This window comes from Metabacillus litoralis, assembly GCF_003667825.1.
GTDB classification, from domain to species: Bacteria; Bacillota; Bacilli; order Bacillales; family Bacillaceae; genus Metabacillus; species Metabacillus litoralis_B.
This window is the reverse complement of sequence record NZ_CP033043.1, coordinates 646049-670966: the sequence shown is the minus strand read 5'-3', so window position 1 is coordinate 670966 and position 24918 is coordinate 646049. Positions and strand designations below refer to the sequence as shown.

Here is a 24918-nt window from a genome sequence, read left to right as displayed (position 1 = left end):
GTAACCTAAGATTTTTTACTAATAACTTCTCACTAGTGCATTTTCTTCTTTAAACAGATCTTTTCTTGCCACACCAGATTCATAAGCAGCCTTTACCACTGCCTCGCGTACCTTTTCAACAACCTTTTGATTGAAAACACTTGGAACAATGTAGGTTTCACTTAATTCATCATCAGAAACGACATTAGCAATAGCTTTTGCAGTAGCAATTTTCATTTCTTCATTAATTTCTGAAGCCCGGCAATCAAGTGCTCCTCTAAAAATACCAGGGAAACAAAGGACATTATTAATCTGATTTGGAAAATCGGATCTACCTGTCGCCATCACTCTAACATATGGCTCAGCTAGTTCTGGATCAATCTCGGGTACAGGGTTAGCTAATGCGAATACAATTGGATCTTTCGCCATTGTTTTAAGATGTTCTACCGTTAACACACCAGGAGCTGAAACTCCGATGAAAACATCTGCTCCTATTATTACGTCAGTTAAGGAACCACTGATATTTTCTGGGTTTGTCATGTATGCAAAGTCTGTCCAATTTTTATTTTCGTATGTTTCATTTCTATTAATAGCACCTGCTCGATCAACACCAATGATGTTTTTTACTCCAGCAGCTAACAACATTTTTGCACAAGCTGTTCCAGCAGCACCTACTCCATTCAAGACAACTTTAATTGATTCAATATTTTTACCAGTAAGCTTTAGTGCATTGTAAAGACCTGCTAGTAATACGACAGCTGTTCCATGTTGGTCGTCATGAAAGACAGGTATGTCCATTTCAGCCTTTAATCTTTCTTCAATTTCAAAGCACCTAGGAGAAGAAATATCTTCTAAATTAATACCTCCAAAGGCAGGCGCAATTGATTTGACAATCGAAATAATCTCTTCCGGATCTTTCGTATCAAGACATATGGGGAATGCATCTACATCTGCCATTTGTTTAAACAGCATTGCTTTTCCTTCCATAACAGGCATTGCAGCCAAAGGCCCAATATCGCCTAGTCCTAAAACTGCAGTTCCATCAGAAACAACCGCAACCGTATTTCGTTTAATCGTTAACGAGTGAGCTTTAAGTGGCTCATCAGCAATGGCGTTACATACTTGTGCGACTCCAGGTGTATAAACTCTAGATAAATCATCTCGATTTTTAATCGGATTTTTTGGAGTGATTTCTATTTTCCCTCCAAGATGCAATAGAAATGTTCGATCAGAAACTGACAAAATCTTTACACCTTCAAGTTGACCGATTTCGTCCATAACAGTTTGACCATGTTGCTGGTTCTTTACTGTTATTGTTATGTCTCGTACCGTTTGTGTTTTACTTGTTGAAATCACATCAATTCCAATTACATCACCTCCAGCTTCCCCAATTACCTTAGCAATCTCACTAAACGTAATAAGGTTTTTCTGAAAATGAAGTCTAATAATTATATTCATGCTTGCATTACTAAGTTGAGACATTCGATACCTCCAAATGCTTTATCAATAAAGGGGATATTAGAACGACTAATCTATTTCTTGTACGTAGCGAAAGCCTGTAAGCATTTGCGCTTGAAATAAATCAGATAATTGGAAGCGTTTTAATATCCTGAATACATTTTATTATAGGTTCTCTTACCTGTAATCGTTTTGACAATTTATTGCTTTTAATTTTTTCTGTGTATTTTGTTCATTTTATTTACGGAATTTAATAGCTTGTAGTAACTGACTTTTCCTCAATTGAATTTCCACCAAAAAATTTTCTTAAGAATAACGGAATGATGAATAAGATAAAAAATACACGAAATAATTGGAAGGCAGCGACCATTGAAACATCCGCATTAACTGTATGAGCTGTGACACCCATTTCAGGTAACCCGCCCGGAGCAATGCATAGAAAAGCTGTAGACATGGAAATAGAGTATAAGCTATGTAATCCGTATGCTAATAAAAGAGCAAACCCAACAATAAGCAATGATGACAAGACTGTAACCGGTAACAAACTTCGCCAATTACCTAGCATATTTGTTTTCATTCCAAGACCTAGGTAGATCCCCAAGCAAAGCTGGGCCAATATAGTCAAAAAATCAGGCACAGGTGGAACATCAAACCCAAATACAGTTAATAGTGCCGAAGAAATAAGGGGACCAATAATCCATGGAGTAGGGCATTTAAAACGAATGGCCAATTTTGTAAGAAAGAAAACAATGACTAAAAAGATTAATAGTTGTATGTAACCGCTTGTATTCATTTGAGAAACAGGGTCTTCCACGAGGCTATCGGTGTGAGAGTTAGATAATGCATGGATCGTTAAGAAAGGTACTAGGAAAATAACCGTTAACATTCTCACCGTTTGCATAAATGTAACAATTGTTGGTTCTGCATCAGTAATTTCTTCACTTAAAATAACCATTTGTGATAATCCTCCGGGTGTTGTCCCCATGACCGCACTTGCTACCTTCATTTTTGTGACCTTTGAAATAAACTTAGCCATTATAAGACCAAATCCAACCATTAAAATTGTTGTTACCATCATTGAGGGAAATTGCTGGACTATTTGCCTTGCACTCTCCGTTGTAAATGATAACCCCATACTAAAGCCTAAAATCATCTGTCCACCGTTACGAAAACCAACCGGCCAATGTAATTTTCGTTTAGTGACCAACTTCCAAAGCATAACAGCACTTAATGGACCAAGCATCCATGCTAAAGGCAAATGAAATAGTAAGAAAAGAGTTCCCCCAACTACTCCAACAATGACTGTTTCAAAAATAAAATAAAGGTTCATTTGCTTGATCAACCTTAATCACCCCTCTTAATCTGCGTTCCTAACTTCTGTTACAACAACTAAAAAATGACCCTAATTCACTACCCTTTTCACATAACAATGGGAAAAAAGTACTTTATAGGGTCACTTTGGATTCTATTAATTAGCTACTGTTTCTACTAAGTAATCATTAAAATAAACAACATGTGAGAGGATACTACGTCCTTTCATGCTTTGTAGTGATTCTTTAGCTTCTAATTCACTTTCATATTCGAACATTTTAATACTTTCATCAGTAGAATAAACAGTAATTACCCACATTTTTTGCTCCCCCAATATCATTGTTAAAAAGCTAATCATCAAATCAAAATGGTAAACTTGTCAACTAAAATTTTAAAATGCAACCTTTTAATAGTATAAAGTTCCCCTGTAGAAACACTTGCTAAGACATACAGTTTTGCAACCTTTCATTCCATATGATAATTCCAGTTACTTTCAAAGTAAATAATACAAATAATTATTTTATTATGTTCATTAAGTGAGTTTTGACCATTTTGTTCACAAGAATCAACTCATCTCATTAACCCCCATTAAACGCTCATACATCTCACTTTGTTGTTTAAGATAATTAAAGGTATCTTTACTGTCTTTATAAAAACTCTTCCACATATATTCGTCTAGTATCCCTTGCCATTTTTTTGTTTTGACCATTTCACTTAATGTCTTATCCCAAAATGAAATCTCTTCTTTCGTCATATTAGGCGGTCCCATTATCCCTCGCCAATGGCTAAAAACGACGTCTATCCCTTCCTCCTTCCAGGTGGGAATCATTGGAAGTTCACTCAATCGTTTATCGGCCGAAACGACTAGAAGCTTTACTTGATGTAACTCATAATACTTAATTGCTTCTGATATTGTCATAGTGGCAACATCTATTTGTTTTGCAAGTAATGCATCAACAACCTGCTGGCTATTTTCATATACCCGGAAATTAAGCTTTGTTGGCTCTATATCTGCTTGTTTACTAGCCAATACAAAAGAAAGTTGGTCATCGTTTCCTAGTCTCGGCGAAACCCCAATTTTAAAAGATTCTGGTGCTGATTTCATATTTTCCATTAACATTTTGGCACTATTCATTTCAGATTCTTTTGAGACAATAACTGCTTCCCATTCAGTTGCCAATGTTGCGATTGGAGTAAAATCTTTAAATGTTAGCTTACTTTGACCTAACAAATGATTTGTTATAAGAAGACTTGAATTCATTGCAAGTACTTGTCCATCTTGCTGACTTAAAAATTTCCATCCTAGTTCTCCACCAGCACCAATTTTATTCACTACTTGAATATCTTCTTCTATGATCCCTTCACTTAAAAGAGTACGTTGCACAGCTCTTGCTGTTAAATCCCACCCTCCACCTTTTGAGCTTGGGGCTATGATAGTTATATCTTCATTAAGCGGAATTTTATTATTTTCTTGTACTGAACATCCAAAAAGGAAAAGGAGAAAATATAAGCAAACAAATAAGATTCTTTTTCTCATCATTACCTAATAAACTCCACCTTTTTTAAAGTACTTTCTCTCCGGTCTTCCAACTATGCCATATTCATGTTTTGATATACAAACATCAATTGAGACGAGATACTCCAAGTACCTTCTTGCAGTTGTTCTTGATGCACCCATTCTTTCCCCCATCTCTTCAATCGTAACACCACCGTTACTAGCATTGAGAACCTCAATTACCTTTTGTAGTGTTATTTTATCAACTCCGGAAGGTAAATCTTTTTGATTTAGTGTTTGTTGATTTCCTTTTGTAAAATATTGATCAATGAATACTTGAGTTACTTCATCTTGGCTATAAAATAATTTCCTTCTATTTTTATAGTTTTCAATTGTTTCAATAAATTTTTCCATCGTAACAGGTTTTAATAAATAATGAAATACACCTTGTCTTATAGACGTTTCAAGCATGTCTTTTTCAGTTGCGGCTGTGATCATGATTACATCGGTGGTAGGATATAACTCTCTAATTCTAGGTAATATATCTGTACCTAATTCATCTGGTAAATATATATCAAGTAAAAGCAGATCAACTTTATTTTCGTTCAACATCTTCATCGTTTCTTTTGCATTTAGTGCCTTTCCTACTAATTGAACGTCTGCTACCTTCTTTAGAAATTGCTCCTGAACCTGTGCAATTCGAAAATCATCTTCTGCAATTAAAACGTTAATCATTTGAACCTTCTCCTTAATCTTTACTTAACTTCCTTTGGAAGAAACACTGTGAAGATTGCCCCTCCTTCTTTACCATTAATTACATCAATATCTCCGTTTAAGGCATCTACAATGCGTTTTACATTATATAGTCCATATCCTCTATTTTCACCTTTAGAAGAAAAGCCAACTGCAAAAAGTGTATCAAATTGTTCTTTTGATAACCCATTGCCACTATCAGTTACCTCTATAATAATATCATTCCCGATGTTTGTTATAGAAAATGAAACTTTTCTCTCATCTTGAAAAATGACTGATTCAAAAGCATTGTCAATTAAATTCCCAATAATTGTGATAATCTCTGTTACTCCAATATGTTTTGGGAGAGGATCTACATAACTTTCCGGGTCTATTTCAAAATGAATCTTCATCTCTGACGCTCTTCCCAATTTACCTAATAGGATTGCCTGAATATTAAGGTCTTGAATTTGATTAAACAAAAGTTTTGTTTGGTGATGATGGATCATTGATTCTTTATTTATAAAATCAAGTGCATCTTGATATTTTTCTAATTGTAATAAGCCTGATAATAAATATAATTTGTTTGCATACTCATGTGTTTGTGCTCGAAGGCCTTCTGAATAGTTACGAACTTCTGAAATTGTATCTATTAATTTCTTTAGTTCTGTTTTATCACGAAAACTTGAAACCACTCCAACAACTTTGCCATGTTCAATGATAGGAATGAAATTAAAAATATACATTTTATCATGAAGTAGCAGCTCTACATTATGGATATTCTGTCCAGTTTTCAATACAGTATCAATTTTGATATTGGGTAAAATATCATGAATATGTTGATTAATGAACTGTTTTTCATTAATGTTTAACATATCTGATGCTGATATATTAATCATTGTGATGAGCCCTCTTTCATTAATAGCGATAATTCCTTCTTTTATAGAAGAAAGTATCGCATTTCTTTCTCGAAATAAAGATGAAATTTCATGTGGCTCTAATCCAAGAGTATCTTTTCTTATATTGTTTGTTAAATAAATTCCACCGATGATTCCCAAAATGAATACTCCAAGAGAAGCAAATATAATAAATTTTATTTTCTTATATAAATTGTAAAGAAGATCTTTCTCTAAAAATTCTACAGATACTGTTCCAATAACCTGACTATATGTACCATAGTCAGCAATGATTGGAACTTTCCCAACAATAACTCGCCCTTGTTCTCTATCTATTTCAAAGCTATTAGATCCACCAAAAATTAAAGCTTGGTCATTTGTATGATTAGAGTTTCTTTGTCCTATTAATTCCAAATCGGAATGAGAGTAAATGATGAGTTCACGGTTCTCTATTACTATATTTGAAGCATTTGCCTGGTCTTTAACCTGTTCGGCAATTGGTCGGAATATTTCCTCCAAGTTATCTTCTTTAATTGCCTCGTAAAGCTCTGGCATGAAAGAAATCGTTTTTGCTGTTTGCAACACGAGCTGCTCTGCTTGTGTCCTTGAATCAACGTATAATATATACGAGAAAATACCAGCTAAAAGTAAAATGATAACTAATAATAGGACGCTTATCAGCGACAATACTTTAAATTGCAATGAAATTTTATTTTTCCCTCTCATTTTCATGTCCTTTTCAATCATAAATTAAATCATTTTAAAGATTATACCATCATCTTAACAACCTATTTTAACTATATTTACTTTTAAAAGAGCTAGAGTAACTCTCTAGCTCTTACATGATTTTATATAGAGATTACACCAACAATAATTGAAACAATTAACATGGTAAGTGAAGTACCAACAGTCCATTTTAACGTAAATTTTTGAAAGTCACCAAACTCTACTTTTGACATACCCACTAACAAATACGTTGAAGCAACTAAAGGACTTAACAAATGAACGGGTTGACCAATTAATGATGCACGAGCAATTTCAACTGGATTGATTCCATAACTAGTAGCTGCTTCAGCAATGATTGGTAGCATGCCAAAATAATATGCATCGTTTGACATAAAAAAAGTAAAAGGCATACTCGTCAGTGCTGTAATAATCGGTAAATAAGAGCCTAATGCATCTGGAATTAACGCAACAAGACTGTTTGCCATTGCATCAACCATCTTCGTACCTGATAGAATACCAGTGAATGCACCAGCAGCAAAAACAAGCGATACAACAGCTAAAACATTTCCAGCATGTGCTTTAATGCGTTCCTTTTGTTCTTCTAAATTAGGGTAATTAATCACAATTGCAAGTGCAAAGCCAATCATAAATAAAGCGGGTAGAGGCATAATTCCCATTATTAATCCTAAAAGAAGTAGGACAGTTAGTGCAAAGTTAATCCAAATTAGCTTTGGACGTTTTTCTGAATGCACTTCTGATGCTGCTGCTTGTTGATTAAATGCGAACAACTGTTGCTGTGGTAATTGATCTAACTCTAAAGTTCCAACACGTTTTCTTTCTTTAACTCCAAATAAATACGCAACAAAGATAACCCATATGGCTCCACCTATCATTGCAGGAACAAGTGGCACAAACACTTCTGACATATCCAAATTTAAAGCACTAACTGCGCGGGCAGTTGGTCCCCCCCATGGCGTAAGATTTGTTACACCAACACTCATGATCGCAATACACGGAAGAATTAATGGATTCATTTTTAATCGTTGATACAGTGGAAACATAGCTGAAATTGTAATCATATAGGTTGTTGTCCCATCTCCATCTAAGGATACAACTAATGCTAACACTGCAGTTCCGATAATAATTTTTAATGGATCACCTTTAACAGCCTTTAAAATTGCCCCTACAACAGGATCAAATAATCCAGCATCAATCATAATACCAAAATATAAAATCGCAAACATAAGCATAACACCGGTAGGAGCTAATTGATTTATGCCATCTATTAGCATTGGTCCTAAATCACTCGCAAACCCTCCAACAATTGCAAATAAAACAGGAATAAGAATTAAAGCGATTAAAGCTGATAGTCTACCAGTCATTATTAAAAACATAAACACAAATACCATTAGAAAACCTAATATAGCTAACATAATAACCCCTCCATATCTGAACACGCTTACAAAATGTAATAGTTAGAATTCTTTGTTATTTCTAACTATAAATGAAGGAAAAATGGGGGTAAATATTATGGTTGATTTATCCTTAAAAACCTATTTGTATGTATAAATCTTTTCGAACAATTAATATGTTTTGTTCATTTAATTCACGAAGGTTTTAAAAGAAATTTAAATTTCATCTCTTTTTTTATGAATGAAAAAAGCACCCATTTTGGGCGCTTTCTAGTATAAATCACAAAAACTATTATTTTTAATTTGGTATATATAGGATTATCCCACTTCTAACATATTAAATTGAGCTTTGACCAATCCATAGTAGACACCCTGTTTTTCCATTAGTTGCTCATGATTTCCTTGCTCCATAATGTTACCATGGTCCAAAACAATGATATTATCAGCCTCACGAATTGTTGAAAGTCGATGGGCAATCATTATTGCAGTTCTTCCACTCAGGAGGGTTTTCAATGCTTGTTGAATTTTCACTTCTGTTTCAGTATCAATACTTGCAGTTGCTTCATCAAGAATAATAATGGTTGGATCTGCAAGTAGTGCCCGAGCAAATGAGATAAGTTGTCGTTCACCTACTGACAATACATTTCCTCTTTCCTCTACTTCTGTTAAGTAGCCACTAGACAAGCGGCATATGAAATCATCCGCACCAACTGCTTTCGCCGCATTTATCACTTGTTCGTCCGAAGCTGTTGGGCAACCGAATCGAATATTATCCATAATTGTCCCTGAAAAAATAAATGTATCTTGAAGAACAACACTGATACGTGACCTTAATTCACTGATTGATACATTTTTAATATTTATATCATCAATTTTTACACTTCCCCCAGTTGCATCGTAAAAACGACTAATTAAATTAGCGATTGTTGTTTTTCCAGAACCTGTATGGCCTACCAATGCAACTGTTTGCCCGGCAGGAATTGATAAAGAGATCTTGTTGAGTGCTTTTCTAGAAGAATCATAGGCAAATTCAACTGATTCAAAGTCAATTTTCCCCTTCATACTCTTAAGGATGGTCGGATTATCTGAATCAGCAACATTCGGTTTTTCATCAATAAATTCAAATATTCTTTCTGAAGAGGCCATCCCCATTAACAATTGATTATATACCTGACCTAGTCTCGAAATCGGTTCCCAAAACATTCCTAAATAAAAAGCAAAAGAAACAAAAGTTCCAATTGTAATTGATTCATTTGCTATCAGGGTTGCTCCATAAGCAATTAAAATAGCAGTACCAATTGCGTTTGTCATCTCAACCATTGGTGTAAACATTGCATTGCGTTTCGTAGCATTTTGCCATGACCCAAAATTCTCCGTGTTAACTCCATCAAAGTATTCAATGTTTTCTTTTTCTTGTGTAAATGATTGAGTCACTCGGATCCCCTGAATGGATTCATTCAGATGTGAATTCAGTTTTGATTGCTTTAATCGTACAGTTTGCCAAGAACGACGTATTTTTTTTCGTAGACTGGTAGAAATGAAAAACATAAGTGGCACAATGACCATAATTGCTAATGTGAGTTGAGGACTTAGAGTAAACAAAAGTACTACAACCCCGATTAAGAGGATGAAATCCATTAACAGGTTAATGACCCCACTAGTAAATAGCTCCTGAAGGGAATTAATATCGTTCATAATTCGAACTAGGATAGAACCTGCTGAACGCTGATCAAAAAATCTGTGAGACAATGATTGAACATGAGTAAATATATGTTTTCTAATATCATAGATTACATTTTGACCAAGCATGTTCATCCACCTAATTCGAAATGTGTTGGCTATGTAAGACACAAGATAAAGACAAGAAATTGTCGTAACTAAGATAATGAGAAGCTCGGTATCCTTATTTGCAATTGCATAATCTAGTGTATATTTTCCTATTAAAATAGGTGTCACGAGACGGACCACTGCAGAAATGAGGACAGCAATAAATGCTGCTGGAAGTAATGTTCTGGAATACGGTTTTAAGTAACTTAGTAATCGCCACATTTGCTGCCAATTAAATGGTTTATCTATAACCGTTTCTGAGGAGTAATGAAATCTCTCCTTAATTTTTTCTTTTATATCTTTGTTTCCCATGTCATCACCTACCCTGCTGTTGAGTGTAAAACAGCTTTTTGATCTTTATATTGAATATCATAGATTCGCTTGTAATAACCTTCTTGCTGTAGGAGCTTTTCATGAGTTCCTCTCTCAATAATTGAGCCACTATCTAGGACAAGGATCTCATCAGCATGCTTCAGAGAAGAAATACGATGGGCGATGATAAATGTTGTTCGTCCCTTCATCACTTCTTTTAACGCTTGTTGAATATGAGACTCTGTCGTCATATCTACAGCACTTGTTGCATCATCTAAAATAAGAATGCGTGGATCCATGCAAATTGCTCTGGCAATTGCAATTCTTTGCTTTTGTCCTCCCGAAAGCCCGAGTCCTCTTTCACCTAGCATCGTATCGTATCCGTCTTTCAGTTCCATAATGAAATCATGTGCCTGAGCGCGCTTTGCTGCATCAATAATTTCGTCTATCGTGGCATCTGGTCTTCCGTAAGCTATATTTGATTTAATTGTGGATGAAAATAAAAATGATTCTTGTAAAACCACTCCTATATTTGAGCGTAATGCTTTTAATGAATAATCACGTATATCTTTTCCATCAATTAAAATTTGACCACTTGTTGGTGTATAAAACCTTGTCATCAACTGAGTCAAACTTGTTTTACCAGAACCAGTTGAACCAATTAACCCGATTGTTTTTCCCATTGCTGCCTGAAAAGTTAGTTGATGTAATGCCAGTGATTCTTCCTCTTTATAACGTAAACTTACATTACAAAAGGCTACCTCTCCATTTATTTTAGTATCGGGAAGGATATTTTCTTGATCTCGAATGCTTTCATCAGCCTCTAAAATTTCAAGTAATCGCTCTCCAGAAGCCTTTGATTGCGAAAATAAGTTAATCACAAATCCTAAGTGCATGATTGGAGTCATCAAATACCAAACTAAACTAAAAAAAGCAACAAGCTCACCAGGCTGTAGGCCTCCTTGAATAACAAGTACACTACCGTATGCCAGTAATGCTACAACACATATATTTCCGATTAACTCCATAAGTGGGAAAAATTTAGCCCAAACAAAGGAGGTTGTTAATGATTTTTCTTTGTAGTTGCCATTTGCTTGGTTAAACTTTGATATTTCAAAACCCTCACGTGAAAGTGCCTTAACCGTTTGTATTCCACTAATATTTTCTTGCACATTCGTGTTTAGCTTTCCAAATGATTCACGAATGTTCCGAAAAGCAGGATGAACACGTTTATCGAAATGATATACAGCTACTGCTAAAAAAGGTAAAGCAGCAATTGTCACAAACGTTAACGGAACAGAATAAATAAACATAACTGTTAAGGATCCGCATATTAATAATAAAAATCGAACAAGCTCTGAAAAACCAAAAGATAAAAAGAAGCGAAATCCTTCTACATCAGCGGTCAATCGGGACATTAAATCACCCGTTTTAGCATTATCATAGTAAATAAAAGGCAATCGTTGTAACTTTTCATATAAGGCATTTCTAAGTTTATAAACTGACTGTATCCCAAACATATCTCCTAAATATTGATGAAAAAATGCAGATACCCCTTTTATAACCATCAGTGATAAAAATCCAACTACAATCCATGGAATATAATCATATTGCCCCTTTAATACTATTTCATCGATTGTTAATTGCAGAACGATTGGATAAATCACGGTAATGGCTGTAATAAATAAGACAAAGAACAATGACCATAAGAAATACTTTCTGTATGGCCAATAAAAGCTTTTTAACTTTTTAAACGTTTCCATACTTCCCCTCCCCTAAGTGGCTTACCATCACACTACCTATAAATATAACGTAATACGTTTAAATATATCGACAATCGAAATAATTATCCATATATTTGGCTTAATTTTCTAAAAATATATCCTTTGAAGGAACTTACCTCCCTCTAGTGGACGAAAGATCTACTACTTTTGGATGAAAAAAGATGCTCATCATTAGTGAAATTTCAACTAAATGATAAGCATCTTCTAAAAACCCGCCCTATGATTTTGCTTCATTAAGAATAGACTGAATAAATTTCGCCTTTGCACCAGCATACTCATTTCCATTAGTCCATTCCTTCTGCGCTAATTCCTTTTTAAAGTTTCCATACTCCAAAAGATGTTCTTTCGATTGTGTAAGAAAATCACGAAATAAAAGATGATCCTCCCACCATTGACTCTCAAAAGGAACTGTATGTATATGTGCTATCCGGTGTTGATGGGGAATCTCCATAAAGTTCTCTGTTGTTAAAACATGCGGGTATAAATCTGCATAAGCTTTTTTAACGACGATAAAGAAACGTCGAAACGGTAGCTGTTTATCATAGATTGATACATAAACATAAGGGGATTGTGCCAATGCATCAACAACCTTTTCAAGCTGATTTTCCTCTCTAACACCAATCATCATATCAATTATTGGCTTTGCTGATAAACCGATTATTGACGTACTTCCAATATGCTCAATCATCGGGTTGATAAACTGAAGTCTAGTTAGCAATCTTTCCTTTTCAAGTAAAAATTGTTGCTGCCAATTTGGATCATATTCAGACAATGAAATCTTCATATTCTTCTTCTCCTTCTAAACTTGTCTTATGTGAATAATCTTTAGTAAGGACTGTTTTATAGTGTCCTGTTTCAAAGTATTGAATAGATTGGAGTAAATAACATGCTAAAACAATTTCTACAATTCGCCATAAGAGGGAATGCAATTGACCTAGCAGTAGGTGTAATTATCGGAACAGCTTTTGGAAAAATCGTTAGCTCATTAGTTGATGATCTTGTCATGCCAGTACTAGGTGTACTTTTAGGCGGCATAAGTTTGAAAGATTTCTCTTTACCTTTTGGAGCATCAGTTATTCAATATGGGTCATTCATACAAACTGTTCTAGAATTTTTAATCATTACGTATAGTATTTTCTTCTTCGTCCAACTATTTTATAAGCTCCGGAAAATAGATAACGACAAGCCCTTTGGTCAAACTAAAACAAACACTGAACTTCTACTGGAAGAAATACGTGATTTGCTAAAAGAAAAAAAGGATGACGAATAAATGAATCAAATTGCCACTAGGAGCTTCTTAATTTAAAATATTTTCTTTATTCCATCAGCTTCATCAACTAGTTTCATTATTTCATTATCCGTCATTAAGTACCCGTGACACTCCATTAAAGCTTTTTGGACCTCTTTCGTTAATCGGTCTAAATTATATGCACAAACACCAATTATATCCATTTCCGGCATTAACCTGTCTACTTCAAATTCAAATTCTTTCAATGTACTATTAATATGTTTTTGAGTCGGCCATTCCACATGCCCCCAACATCTTATTTTTAAATTTTGATCAAAATAGGGATCTAATGTGTTAAAAAAGTAGTTTAGAATTGTTACTGTATGGAAATTACCTGTGGAACAGTAGAAATCAAAATTACTAATTTGGTGGACTCTCTTTATTTCATCTGCTCCTAGAATATTTTCTAGTTTTTGTGATACTAAAAGATTAATAGGCTCATTTTCAACAAACAACACATATTCATTGTTTTTTATACCACTAATTATAAATTCAACAGCGTTTTGAACATAATCATCCAATTTCTCCGTAAAATACAAAATGTGGCCTCCACCATTTTCATTTAATTTATATGTAAATTCAGCCATGTTTTTTATCATTTATGTTATTTTCTCCTTAACTTCAAACTGTTTAATCTATAGTTTGCCTCACATATAATAGTATAACAAATTTGTTGAAAAAGGTTATCAATTCTAAATAATATAACAGAATTAATCAAAATCACGCTGTGTGTTTAGCTTAAAATAAATATTTTAAACATAATTATTAGAGGTGGACAAGCATTATTATTTTTTTCTATTTTTCTATTTGTCTGTACAGTTAATGTTGACTACGACCAAATTGATTTGATTCTTGTCCTAACAATTATCATCAAATATGATAAACTAGGTATTATTTTATAGGATGTGATGCTTTTGAAGAGATTTAAAATTGTGCTGCCTGTAATGATCATAGTGTTTATTTTTGCGATAAAAGTACTTGACCAAAACTATGGTAACGCTATTTCCATACAAATCCGGACTTTGATTTCTTTAGGTGGGGCTCTTTTTTCCGGCTTAATTACGTATTTTCTTTTTCCCAGTAATGAAAACCCCAAAAATTGATAGTGGTTTCCAAACCTGTATATAGGGAACTGTTCATCTAACGTCTGTTTAGAGCTTGATTCACTTACAATCAAGCTCTTTTTCCATTTAGCATCATTCTAAAAAATTCACCATCTATGATCAGTGGCGGAAGGAATTGCTGAAACATGGAAATAACCCCCATAATCCCAGCTATTTCTTTTCGAGAATAAAATTGTGATAGTAGAGATCTATTTATTGTAACTGGGAAGGGCATTTGATGTGCAAGATCAATTGATTGTTTCTTAAGTTGCGTTGATAATAGCTGATAGGAATCTGTCCCTATAAACTCCTTTAAGTGAATCCAGCTCCTTCTTAAAAATTCAGGATATCTCCCTAATGCCCGGTAATCACTAGCTACATCGTATGTATGGTGAGTTTTTGCTATATCTAATAAAAGACCTTTCACTTCTTTAGGCGCACTTTCTATCTTTATGAGATTAATCTTCGGAAGACTAGGCAAGATTCCCGGTTGAATATACCCATGTATTTGATTTCCTCCGTGGATTGTTCTATTGGATAAACTTTCTGACCAAGCAGATGCAATGATTAATAATTTACTATTCACATAATTAAATGTAAAAATAATCTTTTTTATTCTTTCGATGGTAGCTTGGTCGTAATGATTTGACCAATTAATGGTAGGCATCTCAACACCAAGCTTTGGATTTCTTAATTCTGAAGCTGCATTTTCCATATTTGATGTTAGCATGCTTGGGCGCACTTGACTCCAGGCTAGTTTTAAAAATGCTTCATAAAGCGCAGTTGTTCTAAATATAAAATTTACAATTGGTACCTTAAGTACATATTGAATATCCTGATACAAATAAGCTAAATTTCCGTTTACGTTCTCTTCAAAAATTTCAGGTACTCCATATTTGTCACTTTTCATAGAACTCCCTCCCTCTTACATTATTTTTATTCACTGTATCCGGAACTTAAACCACACTTCTTTCTGCGCACAAAAATACCCTTATGTTGAAAAACTTAAAAAGCCAGCTGCAACTTCAGCTGACTTTTTAACTATTGCTTATACTTTAAAGCGATCAATAATTGATTGTAGTTCTTCAGCCATTCCAGTTAAGGCTTTTGAGGCTGCTGTAATTTCCTCCATTGAAGCAAGTTGTTGCTCTGTTGTAGCCGCTACTTCTTCAGATGTTGCTGAACTTTCTTTTGCAATAATAGCAAGCTCATTGGCTGATGCTGTAACTTCTTGAATAGCAGCTGTTATTTGCTGTACAGTTGCTGAAACTTCTTCAATTTGTGGAGTCATAGTGTTCATTCTATTCAATATCGAATCAAATTTCTCAGATGTTTCTGTTGATATTGTTAATCCCTGCTCTGCATTTTTAGATACTTCGCTCATTACCTGTACGGAATGGTTTGTGTCTTGTTGTATAGATGAAATTAGTGTAGAAATCTGACCAGCTGATTGTTGAGATTGTTCTGCTAATTTGCGCACTTCATCTGCTACTACTGCAAATCCTTTTCCATGTTCACCAGCTCTCGCTGCCTCAATTGCGGCATTTAATGCAAGTAAATTTGTTTGATTAGCAATTTCAGAAATAGCATCTAGGATCTTTCCAATTTCCTGTGATCTGTTGGATAAAGATTGAATGACCTGATTTGATTCTGTCACGGAGGCATGAATAAACTTCATTTGCTCCAAGCTATCCTTTACAAATTTCCCTCCAACTTCTGCCTCACTTACAGTTGCTTGTGCTAAATCAGAAACATTTGATGAGCTAGACGAAATTCTTAGAATTCCTTGTAGTACTTCATCTAATGCAGCATTATTTGCATCAATTTTCTGTGTTTGGCTTTCGGCTCCACTAGCTACCTGTTGGATTGCTTCTGTTACTTGTTTAGTTCCAGCAGTCGATTGATCTGCACTAGCAATCAACTCTTCAGAAGAGGAACTCACCCTTTCTGATGCTGTTTGAAGACTTACAACCACTGCACGTAAATTTTCGACCATTTTGTTAAAGCTCTTGGACAATTGTCCTACTTCATCATTAGAAGTTATGTTAATATCAACCGCTAAATCTCCATTAGCAATTTTTTCTGAAGAAGCAACTAAAATACGAATTGGTTGTAAAATAGAACGTATAATAACAAAAATAACGATTGCTCCGAGAATAGATGATACTAGTACTACAGCTAATGTTTTTAAAAAGATTCCTTTAGCGGCTTCTGAGATTTCACTAGTATACATCGTACCAGCAATTTTCCAGCCTGTTAATTCATTTGTAATAAAATCCATTTCCTTCGCTTTACCATCTATAGTATAAGAAAATTCACCAGTATTACTCTTAAATAATTTTCCTACCCAATCACCCGTTACCTTTTCACCTTGCTTAGAAGGATGAATTAAGTAAGTTTGAGTTTTATCAACAATTGTTACATAGCCCTCTTCCCCAACCTTCACTACACTTATCATATCTTTTAGTACATTTAAGTTCACATCAACTGCCACTACACCTGAACCATCATTTAGAACTTTAGCAAATGTAACTGATGTTTCATTTGTATTAGCATCAATATACGGATCTGTTATAACAATTTCTCCTTTATTCTCCATTGCTAATGTATACCAAGGGCGATCACGTGGGTCATAATCATCAGGAAGTTGAATTTTCGGCGAAACAATCATTTCACCCGTATCTGTTCCAATATAAATCGCTTGTGCTCCTGGTTTTGTTTCAATATATTGATTAAATTTCAATTTAATTTTCGAAATTTCCTCGATATCAATTTTTGCATTAGCCGTTTTTGCTGTCTGAGCAAAATATTCAATGTCCTTTTCTATAGGAATTAGCTGTGAATTCATAGAGGAATCAATTAGTTGCACACTTTCCTTAGCTGTTTGAAGCATGCTATCTTGTAATTCAGATTTTGCAGATTGATAAGAAATAAATCCTATAGCAAGACTTGGTACAAGTAAAATACATGCAAAGGCAATGATTAATTTTTTTCTAATCGTGAGGTTTCTGTCAAAACCTTTTAATACATTATTCTTAAAAACATTACGGATTTTCATGATGTTCTTTCTCCCTTTCTCGCCTCTATTACTCTCTGTAAAAATAATAAAACTGCCCAAATGATAAAAATAAGGACAGCTCACTAACAAGTTCAAAGTTAATCATATCTGCAACTGGCTGGCATAAAATGATAAGCCCCTTTAGTTTTGCGTCCCATTTTTTCAAATGGTTTGCCCATTTCTTTATATTATATACAAATAATTTCGGCAATTCTGTCTAAAAATTTTGTAGTACTATCATACTACTTATAACATAATTTGGCTATCTTTTTAAGATAAATCATTATATTCTGAAACTTTTCCTATATAAAGAAAGAGCTATCATTTAGATAACCCTTTTCATTAAACCATTGTATAACGTTCATATAAATCCTTTAAAGATTCACACCCTAATCTTTTAAGCTTATTAACATAAATACTCCATAACTGAGCGGTCAACTTGGCATCCTCCAGAGCATGATGTCGACCAATAATCGGTATTCCATTATGGTTGCAGCATTCTTCAAGAGTAATAAGCTTTGCTTCAGGCTCTGCGATTCGGTACAAGAAGGACATATCTACAAGACGGTGCTTAAATGGTGCCCGGTATAGCTTCCAAGAGGCATGCTGTAAAAACATCTTTTCATGGTTTGCATGATGAGCAACAAGTGTATAGTCCTGGGCAAACCGAAAAAATTCAAACAAGGTTTCGGATAACAGCGGAGCAGTTGTTAATTGCTCGTTTGTTAAACCTGTTAAAGAACTAATTTCATTAGAAATTGGTTTTTCTGAGCGAACAAGTGAGTAAAAGGTTTCCTCTTCTTTAATTTCATCTCCCTTTACTTTAATTGCACCTATTGAAATAATTTGGTCCCCTTGATCAGGATAAAAACCTGTTGTTTCGATATCAAAAACAATGACGTTTAATTCAGTAAGAGGAATATGTAATGTTTCCTCTACCCTCATTTCTCGTTGTAATTGTCTAAGGTAGGCTACTTGTTGCTGCGATTGGCCAGATTGAGAGCCTCCAAGCTTACCTCTCATAAAAAAGAATGGGTCAAATGTCATTCTAAACACCCTTTATCAATGATCCCCTGCACATATTGATGCAGTTTTTTACCATCTTTTAAGATTAATTTTATCTCTCTTTTTTCTTCCTTAGTCATTTTTTTTATGTTTAAGTAATGCACATCATCATAACTTTCAGCACTTGCAAATAATAGTCTTCGGTATTCAAGGAGCTTCTCAAAATTCTTTTTATAATAAAGCATTTCTTGTTGATAAGGGTCTTTTTTACTAAGGATGGTAATTCTCTCAAGAGTAGAGGTTTCAATTATTCCCTCTTTCATTGCTAGTAACCTAATTGCATTAACATACGGTAAAAAAGCTGCTTTTTTTAGATCAATACATCCTTCATACTGGCCACTTTGTTCTACATAAATTTGACCTAATGGACCAACTGAATGTTTAATATGTTGAATATTGTCCATAAATCGCTGTAAAAGCTTAGGATTTGTATTTCGATATTCAAAGATTGTATTTTTTAACTCCTTTATAAAAGCATCATTTCCAACTATGCTTCTACAGTCATAAAAGATCTGTAAAAATCGAATGGATTCCCAGCTCTTTTCATCCATCCAATGAACTAGCTGCTTTTTCCAGTCATCTAAAGATTTGCACCACAAAGGATTTGAGCTCATTACATTTCCTTCACAATAAGGATATCCGATTAAATGAAGTCCTTTTGATAATTCTTCTCCAAGGGCAGAGAAATATTTGCTTGCACGTTCTGACTTTTCTTCGTAAACTAAGCCATGATCTTGATCGCTAATGATACCTTGTTCAATTCGTCCACCACTCCCTGTAATAAACCACGTAAAATCACAAGGTGGAGCCCCAGAGTTTTTTTCAAGATGAAAGAGTGCTACTTTACTAGCACTCTTCATCATCTCATCATGAAATTTATTTAACTCTATTGTATTTGATCCATAATTGTGGATATGATTGTCTTTCCACTTTTTGATTGATTCATAGGAATCAAATGCACCGTTCATGAGAGACACTTCCTCACGTTTATTCAATATAAGCGTATCTAACCATTTATGTTGTTTATGAACCAACATTCTGATTCTTTGAAGCAAACACTTCTGGGTAACCATAGCTACCGTGTTCACTCATATCTAATCCCATTACTTCCTCTTCTTCTGTTACACGAAGACCATTCATCACTTTCTTAGCAATTGCTAAGATGACAAAAGATACGACGAATGCATAAAGACCAGATACTGCTACACCCATAAATTGTACGCCAAGTTGGTCAAATCCGCCACCATAGAATAAACCAGGCTTACCAACAGATGCTAGTTCTGGTGTTGCAAAGAAGCCTGTTGATAAAGTTCCCCATACACCAGCAACACCGTGTACAGATAAAGCAAAGATCGGATCGTCAATTTTTCTCTTTTCAAAGAATCTTGCGCTATAGAATACTAGAATACCAGCAATGAAACCAATGACGACTGCAGCCCAAGTATCAACGAATGCACATGATGCTGTAATAGCAACTAATCCTGCCAAAGCACCATTTAACATTGTTGGAACATCAGATTTCCCTAAAACCATCCAAGAAATAAGAAGTGCTGCAACTGCACCTGCACCAGCAGCTAAGTTCGTGTTTAAAGCGACAAACCCGAAGAAACCTTCATCAACAGCTACAGTACTACCTGCATTAAATCCGAACCAACCTACCCAAAGGATAAGAACACCTAAAGCTGTGAATACTTGGTTATGACCTTGAATGTTATTAGCTGAGCCATCTTTATTGTATTTTCCAATACGAGGCTTTAATAAAATTGTTGCTGCAAATGCTGCCATAGCACCTGTTAAGTGAACAACTGTTGATCCAGCAAAGTCTTGTTTACCATGTTCTGCTAACCAACCGCCACCCCAAATCCAATGAGCAATAACCGGATAAATAAGAGCTGAGAATAAGATGGTAAAAACTAGATAAATTGATAGCTTAGCACGTTCGGCAAATCCACCTAAAGCAATTGTAATTGAGATACAGGCAAATGCACATTGGAAAACAAAGAATACTGCTGTGGATAATCCCATACCTTCCGCTTGTGCTCCTGAATAGAAGAAATCAGTTAACCCGATAAAGAAATTACCATTTCCACCAAAAGTAAAGGCATATCCTACCGCCCAGTAAACTAATGAAGCAAGGCCGACTGTGAAAATTGTCTTACCTGCAATATGACCTGCATTTTTCATTCTTGTTGATCCTGCTTCAAGTAAAATAAATCCACCTAACATAAAAATAACTAAAATTGCACTTAACATGACCCATAAGCTGTTCATTAAAAATATTGAATCCATGTCATTTCCTCCCTCGTTTGATTAGTTTACACAAGATGTAAGAAAATATAACATCTATTTCTTATTTACTATTCTATACGATATTTTCAAAGTGTCAACACGTTTTGCAAAGTTTCTGATAATTGTATGTAAGAATATCTCACATAGGTGATTTGGAACATGATTATTCCGCTTTCAAAATGGAAATTTTTACACTAACAATAAAAAGAGCACCTCAAATTCTTGAGGTACTCAATAAAAACAATTAAATCTAACGTGATTTTCTAGCTTTTAATTCTAAATTAAAGTCCTTTAAAATGGAGAATGACATTGCAATTAAAACAAATGTTAACGGAAATGCACTAACAATAATCGCTGTTTGCATTGCATTTAAACCACCAGATAGCATTAGAACAATCGCTGATGCGGATAGGAAAAATCCCCAAACAATCTTTACAATATTCGGTGGATTAAGGCTTCCATGTGCAGTCTGCATACCTAATACAAATGTTGCCGAGTCTGCAGATGTAATAAAAAACGTGGTAATCAACATTAATGTTACAACAATTAACAAACCTGTTAATGGTAACTGCTGATACACAAAGAAAATCACTGTTTCCAAGCTTTGACCACTCACATTTAATCCTTTAAAGAATTCAAAATAAATACCAGTTCCACCGAATACCGCAAACCAAAACGCACAAACAAGTGTTGGAATCACTAATACAGCAACCATAAATTCACGAACGGTTCTCCCTTTAGAAACACGTGCAATAAACGTTCCTACAAAAGGAGCCCATGCAATCCACCATGCCCAATAAAAAATTGTCCAGCCCTGGATCCAAGAAGCACTTTCTTCATTAAACGGTGCAAGTCTTAAACCCATGCTAGGTAAGTTTTGAATATAGCTCCCAAGTGTTGTAGTAAAAAGATCTAACACAAATCTTGTTGGGGCAAGAATCAAAAATACAATTAAAAGGATAACAGCTAGAGCCATATTTGCATTACTTAAATATTTAATCCCCTTTTGTATTCCCGTACTTGCAGATAAGATAAACAATACTGTAACAATTGATATGATGATTAACTGAACTGTAAAATTATTTGGAATTCCAGCAATATAACTCAATCCGCTGTTAATTTGTGCAGCCCCTAATCCTAAAGAAGCAGCTACCCCAAATATTGTAGCAAAAACAGCTACTACATCTATAATGATTCCTATTACACCGGTTGCTCTCCTGCCAAGTAAAGGAGTTAATGTTACACTCATCAACCCCGGCTCTTTTTTTCTAAATTTATAATAAGCTAGCACTAATGCAATAACTGCATAGATTGCCCAAGCATGAAATCCCCAATGTAAATACGTGTATCGCAGCGCTACTTTTGCTGCCTCACCAGTTCCCCCTTCACCAATTGGAGGATTAGCAAAGTGAGATACAGGCTCAGACACTCCAAAAAACAAAAGTCCAATTCCCATACCAGCACTGAATAGCATAGCAAACCAAGTTGATCGTTTAAATTCCGGTTTATCATCATCAGCGCCTAGTTTAATTTTCCCATACTTGCTAAAAATCAGGAATATGGCAAAGATTAAAAAGAAGGTTGCCGATAACTGATAAAACCAACCAAAGCTACTAAGAAAAAAAGCTTTAGTTGTATCCATTACAGCTCCAAGATGTGCAGGAGCAATCACTCCCCATCCAACGAATATTGAAGCGATGACGATTGAAATCCAAAAAACTTTTGACACCTTTTCCATAAATCGTTCTCCTTTTCGGTTAAAATCATGCTAATTGTGTAAGTTAACATGCTGACTTTTTAGCAGGATGAAATATTCACGATAAAGACATGTTTGACCGTAACATGAATGCACCTATTCAGTAGCATTCTCTAAAGAATGAGAATTACCATAAAAACAGTTACTTTTTCAGAAATGCTCATTGCCACATTTTTAATAATCTAAGTTATTTTAACTACCTGCACTTCTACAAATTTACTCTTTAACACTATAGAACTTATGTTCAGCGTGAATCTCATGTGTAATTGTTAAAATTCCATATGAATAGGAACTTTGTCTCCTTTTGTCAGTAGCAGAACCCGGATTAAATAAGAGAATACCATTTACTACCTTATTAAGAGGAATATGAGAGTGACCAAATAAAATACAATCAACGTTGTGATCTTTAAAAGCTGCTATAGCACGTTTCTCTGTTGTTTGAGACTTCCCATGCCCATGTACTATTCCTATTTTCTTACCATTGAGTGTCACTATTTTATTCTCAGGCAAAACTTCCATTAAGTCTTGGCTATCGACATTTCCGAAAACACCGTCAAGTGTTCCAAGCTTTGAAAGTTCTTCATACACCTCAATTGTTTGCCAATCTCCCACATGTATAATACGATCCACTTCCTTACACACTGTTTTAATAATAGATGGAAGTTTTTTTGCACGTTTAGGTATATGTGTGTCTCCAAGGACCAAGATTTTCAAAGGACCACTCCTAATTTGGATTATCATCAAGAAAAGGCTATAATATTAATGCTCTAAAAGTTTGACTAGGTACATATTTTCACACCATTAAATGAGATTATTCAAGAATAGGAAGAGGTAAGAGATAAATGAAAATCATTGAATCAACAATTGAACAATTAGATGACCCATTCGGCATTCTTTCTGGAGATCGTTACGAGATTTTCCTTACATTAGATGTAGATGAGGAGGATGAGTTGTTTAGTGAACACGGAATTAAACTAAAATTAATTTTTGCTGTTGACCAAGATCAATACAATATTGCACAATATGATTTTATTGAGATGACAACAGAAAATTTTTTGGATTTCGGTCTTGAAGAAGAGGAAGAAAAAGAAATTGCCGCACATTGTATGGAGCTTGTTTCAACCCTATAAAAAAAGGACGACTGCATTAAGTCGTCCTTTTTTATACCGCTTCTTTGTCTCGAAAAATCTTCTTCTTTATAAAAGAAAATTTGTGTATAGGCTCTTTCTGTACAATTAAAATGAGTTGTAAAAGCAGTAAAAATAATAAGGACTTTTTATAAACTAAATAACGAGGAGACCAATCCGTAGCAAATTTAGCTTTATACCTACGCAAGCCCTTAAAATTATAAAATTTGCATCCATTCAAAAAGGCAAATCGGGCTATTTTCTCTTGAAAAGGTGAGTTATTGTCAACGCCCACATTTGATAACGGGGACATTCCAAGACTACATGATGTATAACCCATTTCTTTTGCCCAAAGAATCGTTGATACAAATACCATATCCATGGCACCTCTACTATCATTTCGATATCTCATTATATCAATACTTAATGTTTCTTCTTTTTGGTAATCAGATGGCAAACTTGCAAAGGCAATTAGACGTCCATTCGGATCACGAAAAAGCGATACCGGAAAATAACTAATATATTCCTCAGAAAATGAACTTACAGAAAACCCTTTTTCTTTTCGATCATTTAACCATTCATTTGAAACAGATTTCATTTCTTCTAAAAGACTAGAATTGAACGGTGGATGAGCAACAGAAAAGATATAACCCTCTTTTGTAAATTTATTTTTAATATTTCGGATATTCCCGAACTTTTTCCCTTCAATTACAAAGCTTTTAAGATTCACTTTAGCTTCTTCCCCGACTTTAAATAGTTGGTAACCATGCTTTCGATAAAGTGAAATATATTTTTCACTTGCTTGATAGAAGACCGGTGTTAATTTTCTATTAGATGCATAAGAAAAAAACTCATTCAACCCTTCTTCAATCTTCGCCTGATCACCAAACGGATCTCCAAGGACAAACAGTCTTCTCCCCTTTTTTCTATACGAAATTAAGACAGAACCTCCCTGTGCTTGAAACACCTGCTTATCCTCTAAAAAGAGAAGATGCGAAAGGGTGGTCCCACCATATTTTTTCATAACAGATAAAATGAAAGAACTATTAAAAACATTTTCACTTATTCGTTGTTGGTTAGAATATAAATAAATGACTGCAATACTAATGAAGAAAAATAGTAAAAATAGAATAGCGCTCATCAATTACTCTAATCCCCCTTTTCTCTCTATACAAGATAACACATCTCACACCGTGAGAAAATATATTTAAAATATCAGTTTATTCTAGCATAGTTTTCTTATATTCGGAGAACGTAAAAATATACTTATTGTGAAAGTTCTATCATCATAAGATGACTG

Annotated in this window: 21 protein-coding genes and 1 riboswitch; of the genes, 2 read left to right on the top strand and 19 right to left on the bottom strand. The window is 34.5% G+C overall.

The window, feature by feature from the left end; all coding sequences use genetic code 11:
* Positions 1–18: 18 nt before the first annotated feature.
* The 10 genes from D9842_RS03085 to D9842_RS03045 all read right to left on the bottom strand — a co-directional run bounded on the left by D9842_RS03085 (position 19) and on the right by D9842_RS03045 (position 12716).
* Entirely contained in the window at positions 19–1461 is a 1443-nt protein-coding gene (locus D9842_RS03085) for an NAD-dependent malic enzyme (RefSeq protein WP_121661232.1), read from the bottom strand.
* A 226-nt stretch (positions 1462–1687) separates the two neighbouring features.
* Complete coding sequence (locus D9842_RS03080; protein ID WP_121661231.1) at positions 1688–2779, bottom strand: AbrB family transcriptional regulator; 1092 nt, start codon at positions 2777–2779, stop codon at positions 1688–1690.
* A gap of 126 nt (positions 2780–2905) precedes the next feature.
* Complete coding sequence (locus tag D9842_RS25625; protein ID WP_162987282.1) at positions 2906–3067, bottom strand: hypothetical protein; 162 nt, start codon at positions 3065–3067, stop codon at positions 2906–2908.
* Positions 3068–3313: 246 nt separating this feature from the next.
* On the bottom strand, positions 3314–4285 hold the full coding sequence (locus D9842_RS03075) for a tripartite tricarboxylate transporter substrate binding protein (RefSeq protein ID WP_121664924.1): 972 nt from the start codon (positions 4283–4285) through the stop codon (positions 3314–3316).
* A gap of 6 nt (positions 4286–4291) precedes the next feature.
* Positions 4292–4978 carry a response regulator transcription factor gene (locus tag D9842_RS03070; protein ID WP_121661230.1) on the bottom strand — a complete coding sequence of 229 codons (687 nt, stop codon included), beginning with the start codon at positions 4976–4978 and terminating at the stop codon, positions 4292–4294.
* A 20-nt stretch (positions 4979–4998) separates the two neighbouring features.
* Entirely contained in the window at positions 4999–6597 is a 1599-nt protein-coding gene (locus D9842_RS03065; protein ID WP_121664923.1) for an ATP-binding protein, read from the bottom strand.
* Positions 6598–6719: 122 nt separating this feature from the next.
* Positions 6720–8030 (bottom strand): CitMHS family transporter, encoded by a 1311-nt coding sequence (locus D9842_RS03060; protein WP_121661229.1) that lies wholly within the window; start codon positions 8028–8030, stop codon positions 6720–6722.
* 297 nt (positions 8031–8327) lie between these two features.
* Entirely contained in the window at positions 8328–10148 is a 1821-nt protein-coding gene (locus tag D9842_RS03055; RefSeq protein ID WP_121661228.1) for an ABC transporter ATP-binding protein, read from the bottom strand.
* An 8-nt stretch (positions 10149–10156) separates the two neighbouring features.
* Entirely contained in the window at positions 10157–11911 is a 1755-nt protein-coding gene (locus D9842_RS03050; protein ID WP_121661227.1) for an ABC transporter ATP-binding protein, read from the bottom strand.
* Between the two features lie 238 nt (positions 11912–12149).
* Positions 12150–12716 carry a GrpB family protein gene (locus D9842_RS03045; RefSeq protein WP_121661226.1) on the bottom strand — a complete coding sequence of 189 codons (567 nt, stop codon included), beginning with the start codon at positions 12714–12716 and terminating at the stop codon, positions 12150–12152.
* 102 nt (positions 12717–12818) lie between these two features.
* Here D9842_RS03045 and mscL point away from each other — a divergent pair, with 102 nt between their 5' ends.
* Positions 12819–13202, top strand: coding sequence for a large conductance mechanosensitive channel protein MscL (gene mscL / locus D9842_RS03040; protein WP_121661225.1), 384 nt, complete (start codon positions 12819–12821; stop codon positions 13200–13202).
* Positions 13203–13234: 32 nt separating this feature from the next.
* On the opposite strand, the gene D9842_RS03035 is transcribed toward mscL, so the two are convergent.
* From D9842_RS03035 to D9842_RS02995, 8 genes are all read right to left on the bottom strand, one after another.
* Positions 13235–13819, bottom strand: coding sequence for an MEDS domain-containing protein (locus D9842_RS03035; protein ID WP_121661224.1), 585 nt, complete (start codon positions 13817–13819; stop codon positions 13235–13237).
* Between the two features lie 574 nt (positions 13820–14393).
* Positions 14394–15233, bottom strand: coding sequence for a halocarboxylic acid dehydrogenase DehI family protein (locus tag D9842_RS03025; protein WP_121661222.1), 840 nt, complete (start codon positions 15231–15233; stop codon positions 14394–14396).
* Between the two features lie 138 nt (positions 15234–15371).
* On the bottom strand, positions 15372–17381 hold the full coding sequence (locus D9842_RS03020; RefSeq protein WP_121661221.1) for a methyl-accepting chemotaxis protein: 2010 nt from the start codon (positions 17379–17381) through the stop codon (positions 15372–15374).
* Positions 17382–17487: 106 nt separating this feature from the next.
* Positions 17488–17567, bottom strand: a riboswitch (cyclic di-GMP riboswitch).
* Between the two features lie 156 nt (positions 17568–17723).
* Positions 17724–18428, bottom strand: a complete 705-nt coding sequence (locus D9842_RS03015; RefSeq protein WP_121661220.1) for an exonuclease domain-containing protein — start codon at positions 18426–18428, stop codon at positions 17724–17726.
* Complete coding sequence (locus D9842_RS03010; RefSeq protein ID WP_121661219.1) at positions 18425–19414, bottom strand: DUF294 nucleotidyltransferase-like domain-containing protein; 990 nt, start codon at positions 19412–19414, stop codon at positions 18425–18427. The genes D9842_RS03015 and D9842_RS03010 overlap by 4 nt, the downstream gene beginning before the upstream one ends.
* A 55-nt stretch (positions 19415–19469) precedes the next feature.
* Positions 19470–20735 carry an ammonium transporter gene (locus D9842_RS03005; protein ID WP_121661218.1) on the bottom strand — a complete coding sequence of 422 codons (1266 nt, stop codon included), beginning with the start codon at positions 20733–20735 and terminating at the stop codon, positions 19470–19472.
* Between the two features lie 250 nt (positions 20736–20985).
* Positions 20986–22473, bottom strand: a complete 1488-nt coding sequence (locus D9842_RS03000) for a glycine betaine uptake BCCT transporter (RefSeq protein WP_121661217.1) — start codon at positions 22471–22473, stop codon at positions 20986–20988.
* Between the two features lie 234 nt (positions 22474–22707).
* On the bottom strand, positions 22708–23205 hold the full coding sequence (locus D9842_RS02995) for a metallophosphoesterase family protein (RefSeq protein ID WP_121661216.1): 498 nt from the start codon (positions 23203–23205) through the stop codon (positions 22708–22710).
* Between the two features lie 128 nt (positions 23206–23333).
* On the opposite strand from D9842_RS02995, the gene D9842_RS02990 reads away from it, so the two are divergent.
* Entirely contained in the window at positions 23334–23621 is a 288-nt protein-coding gene (locus tag D9842_RS02990; protein WP_121661215.1) for a DUF6509 family protein, read from the top strand.
* Positions 23622–23652: 31 nt separating this feature from the next.
* On the opposite strand, the gene D9842_RS02985 is transcribed toward D9842_RS02990, so the two are convergent.
* The gene (locus D9842_RS02985) at positions 23653–24759 is read right to left on the bottom strand and encodes a phosphatidylglycerol lysyltransferase domain-containing protein (RefSeq protein ID WP_257536046.1); all 1107 of its coding nucleotides are present in this window, start codon (positions 24757–24759) and stop codon (positions 23653–23655) included.
* Positions 24760–24918 lie beyond the last annotated feature (159 nt).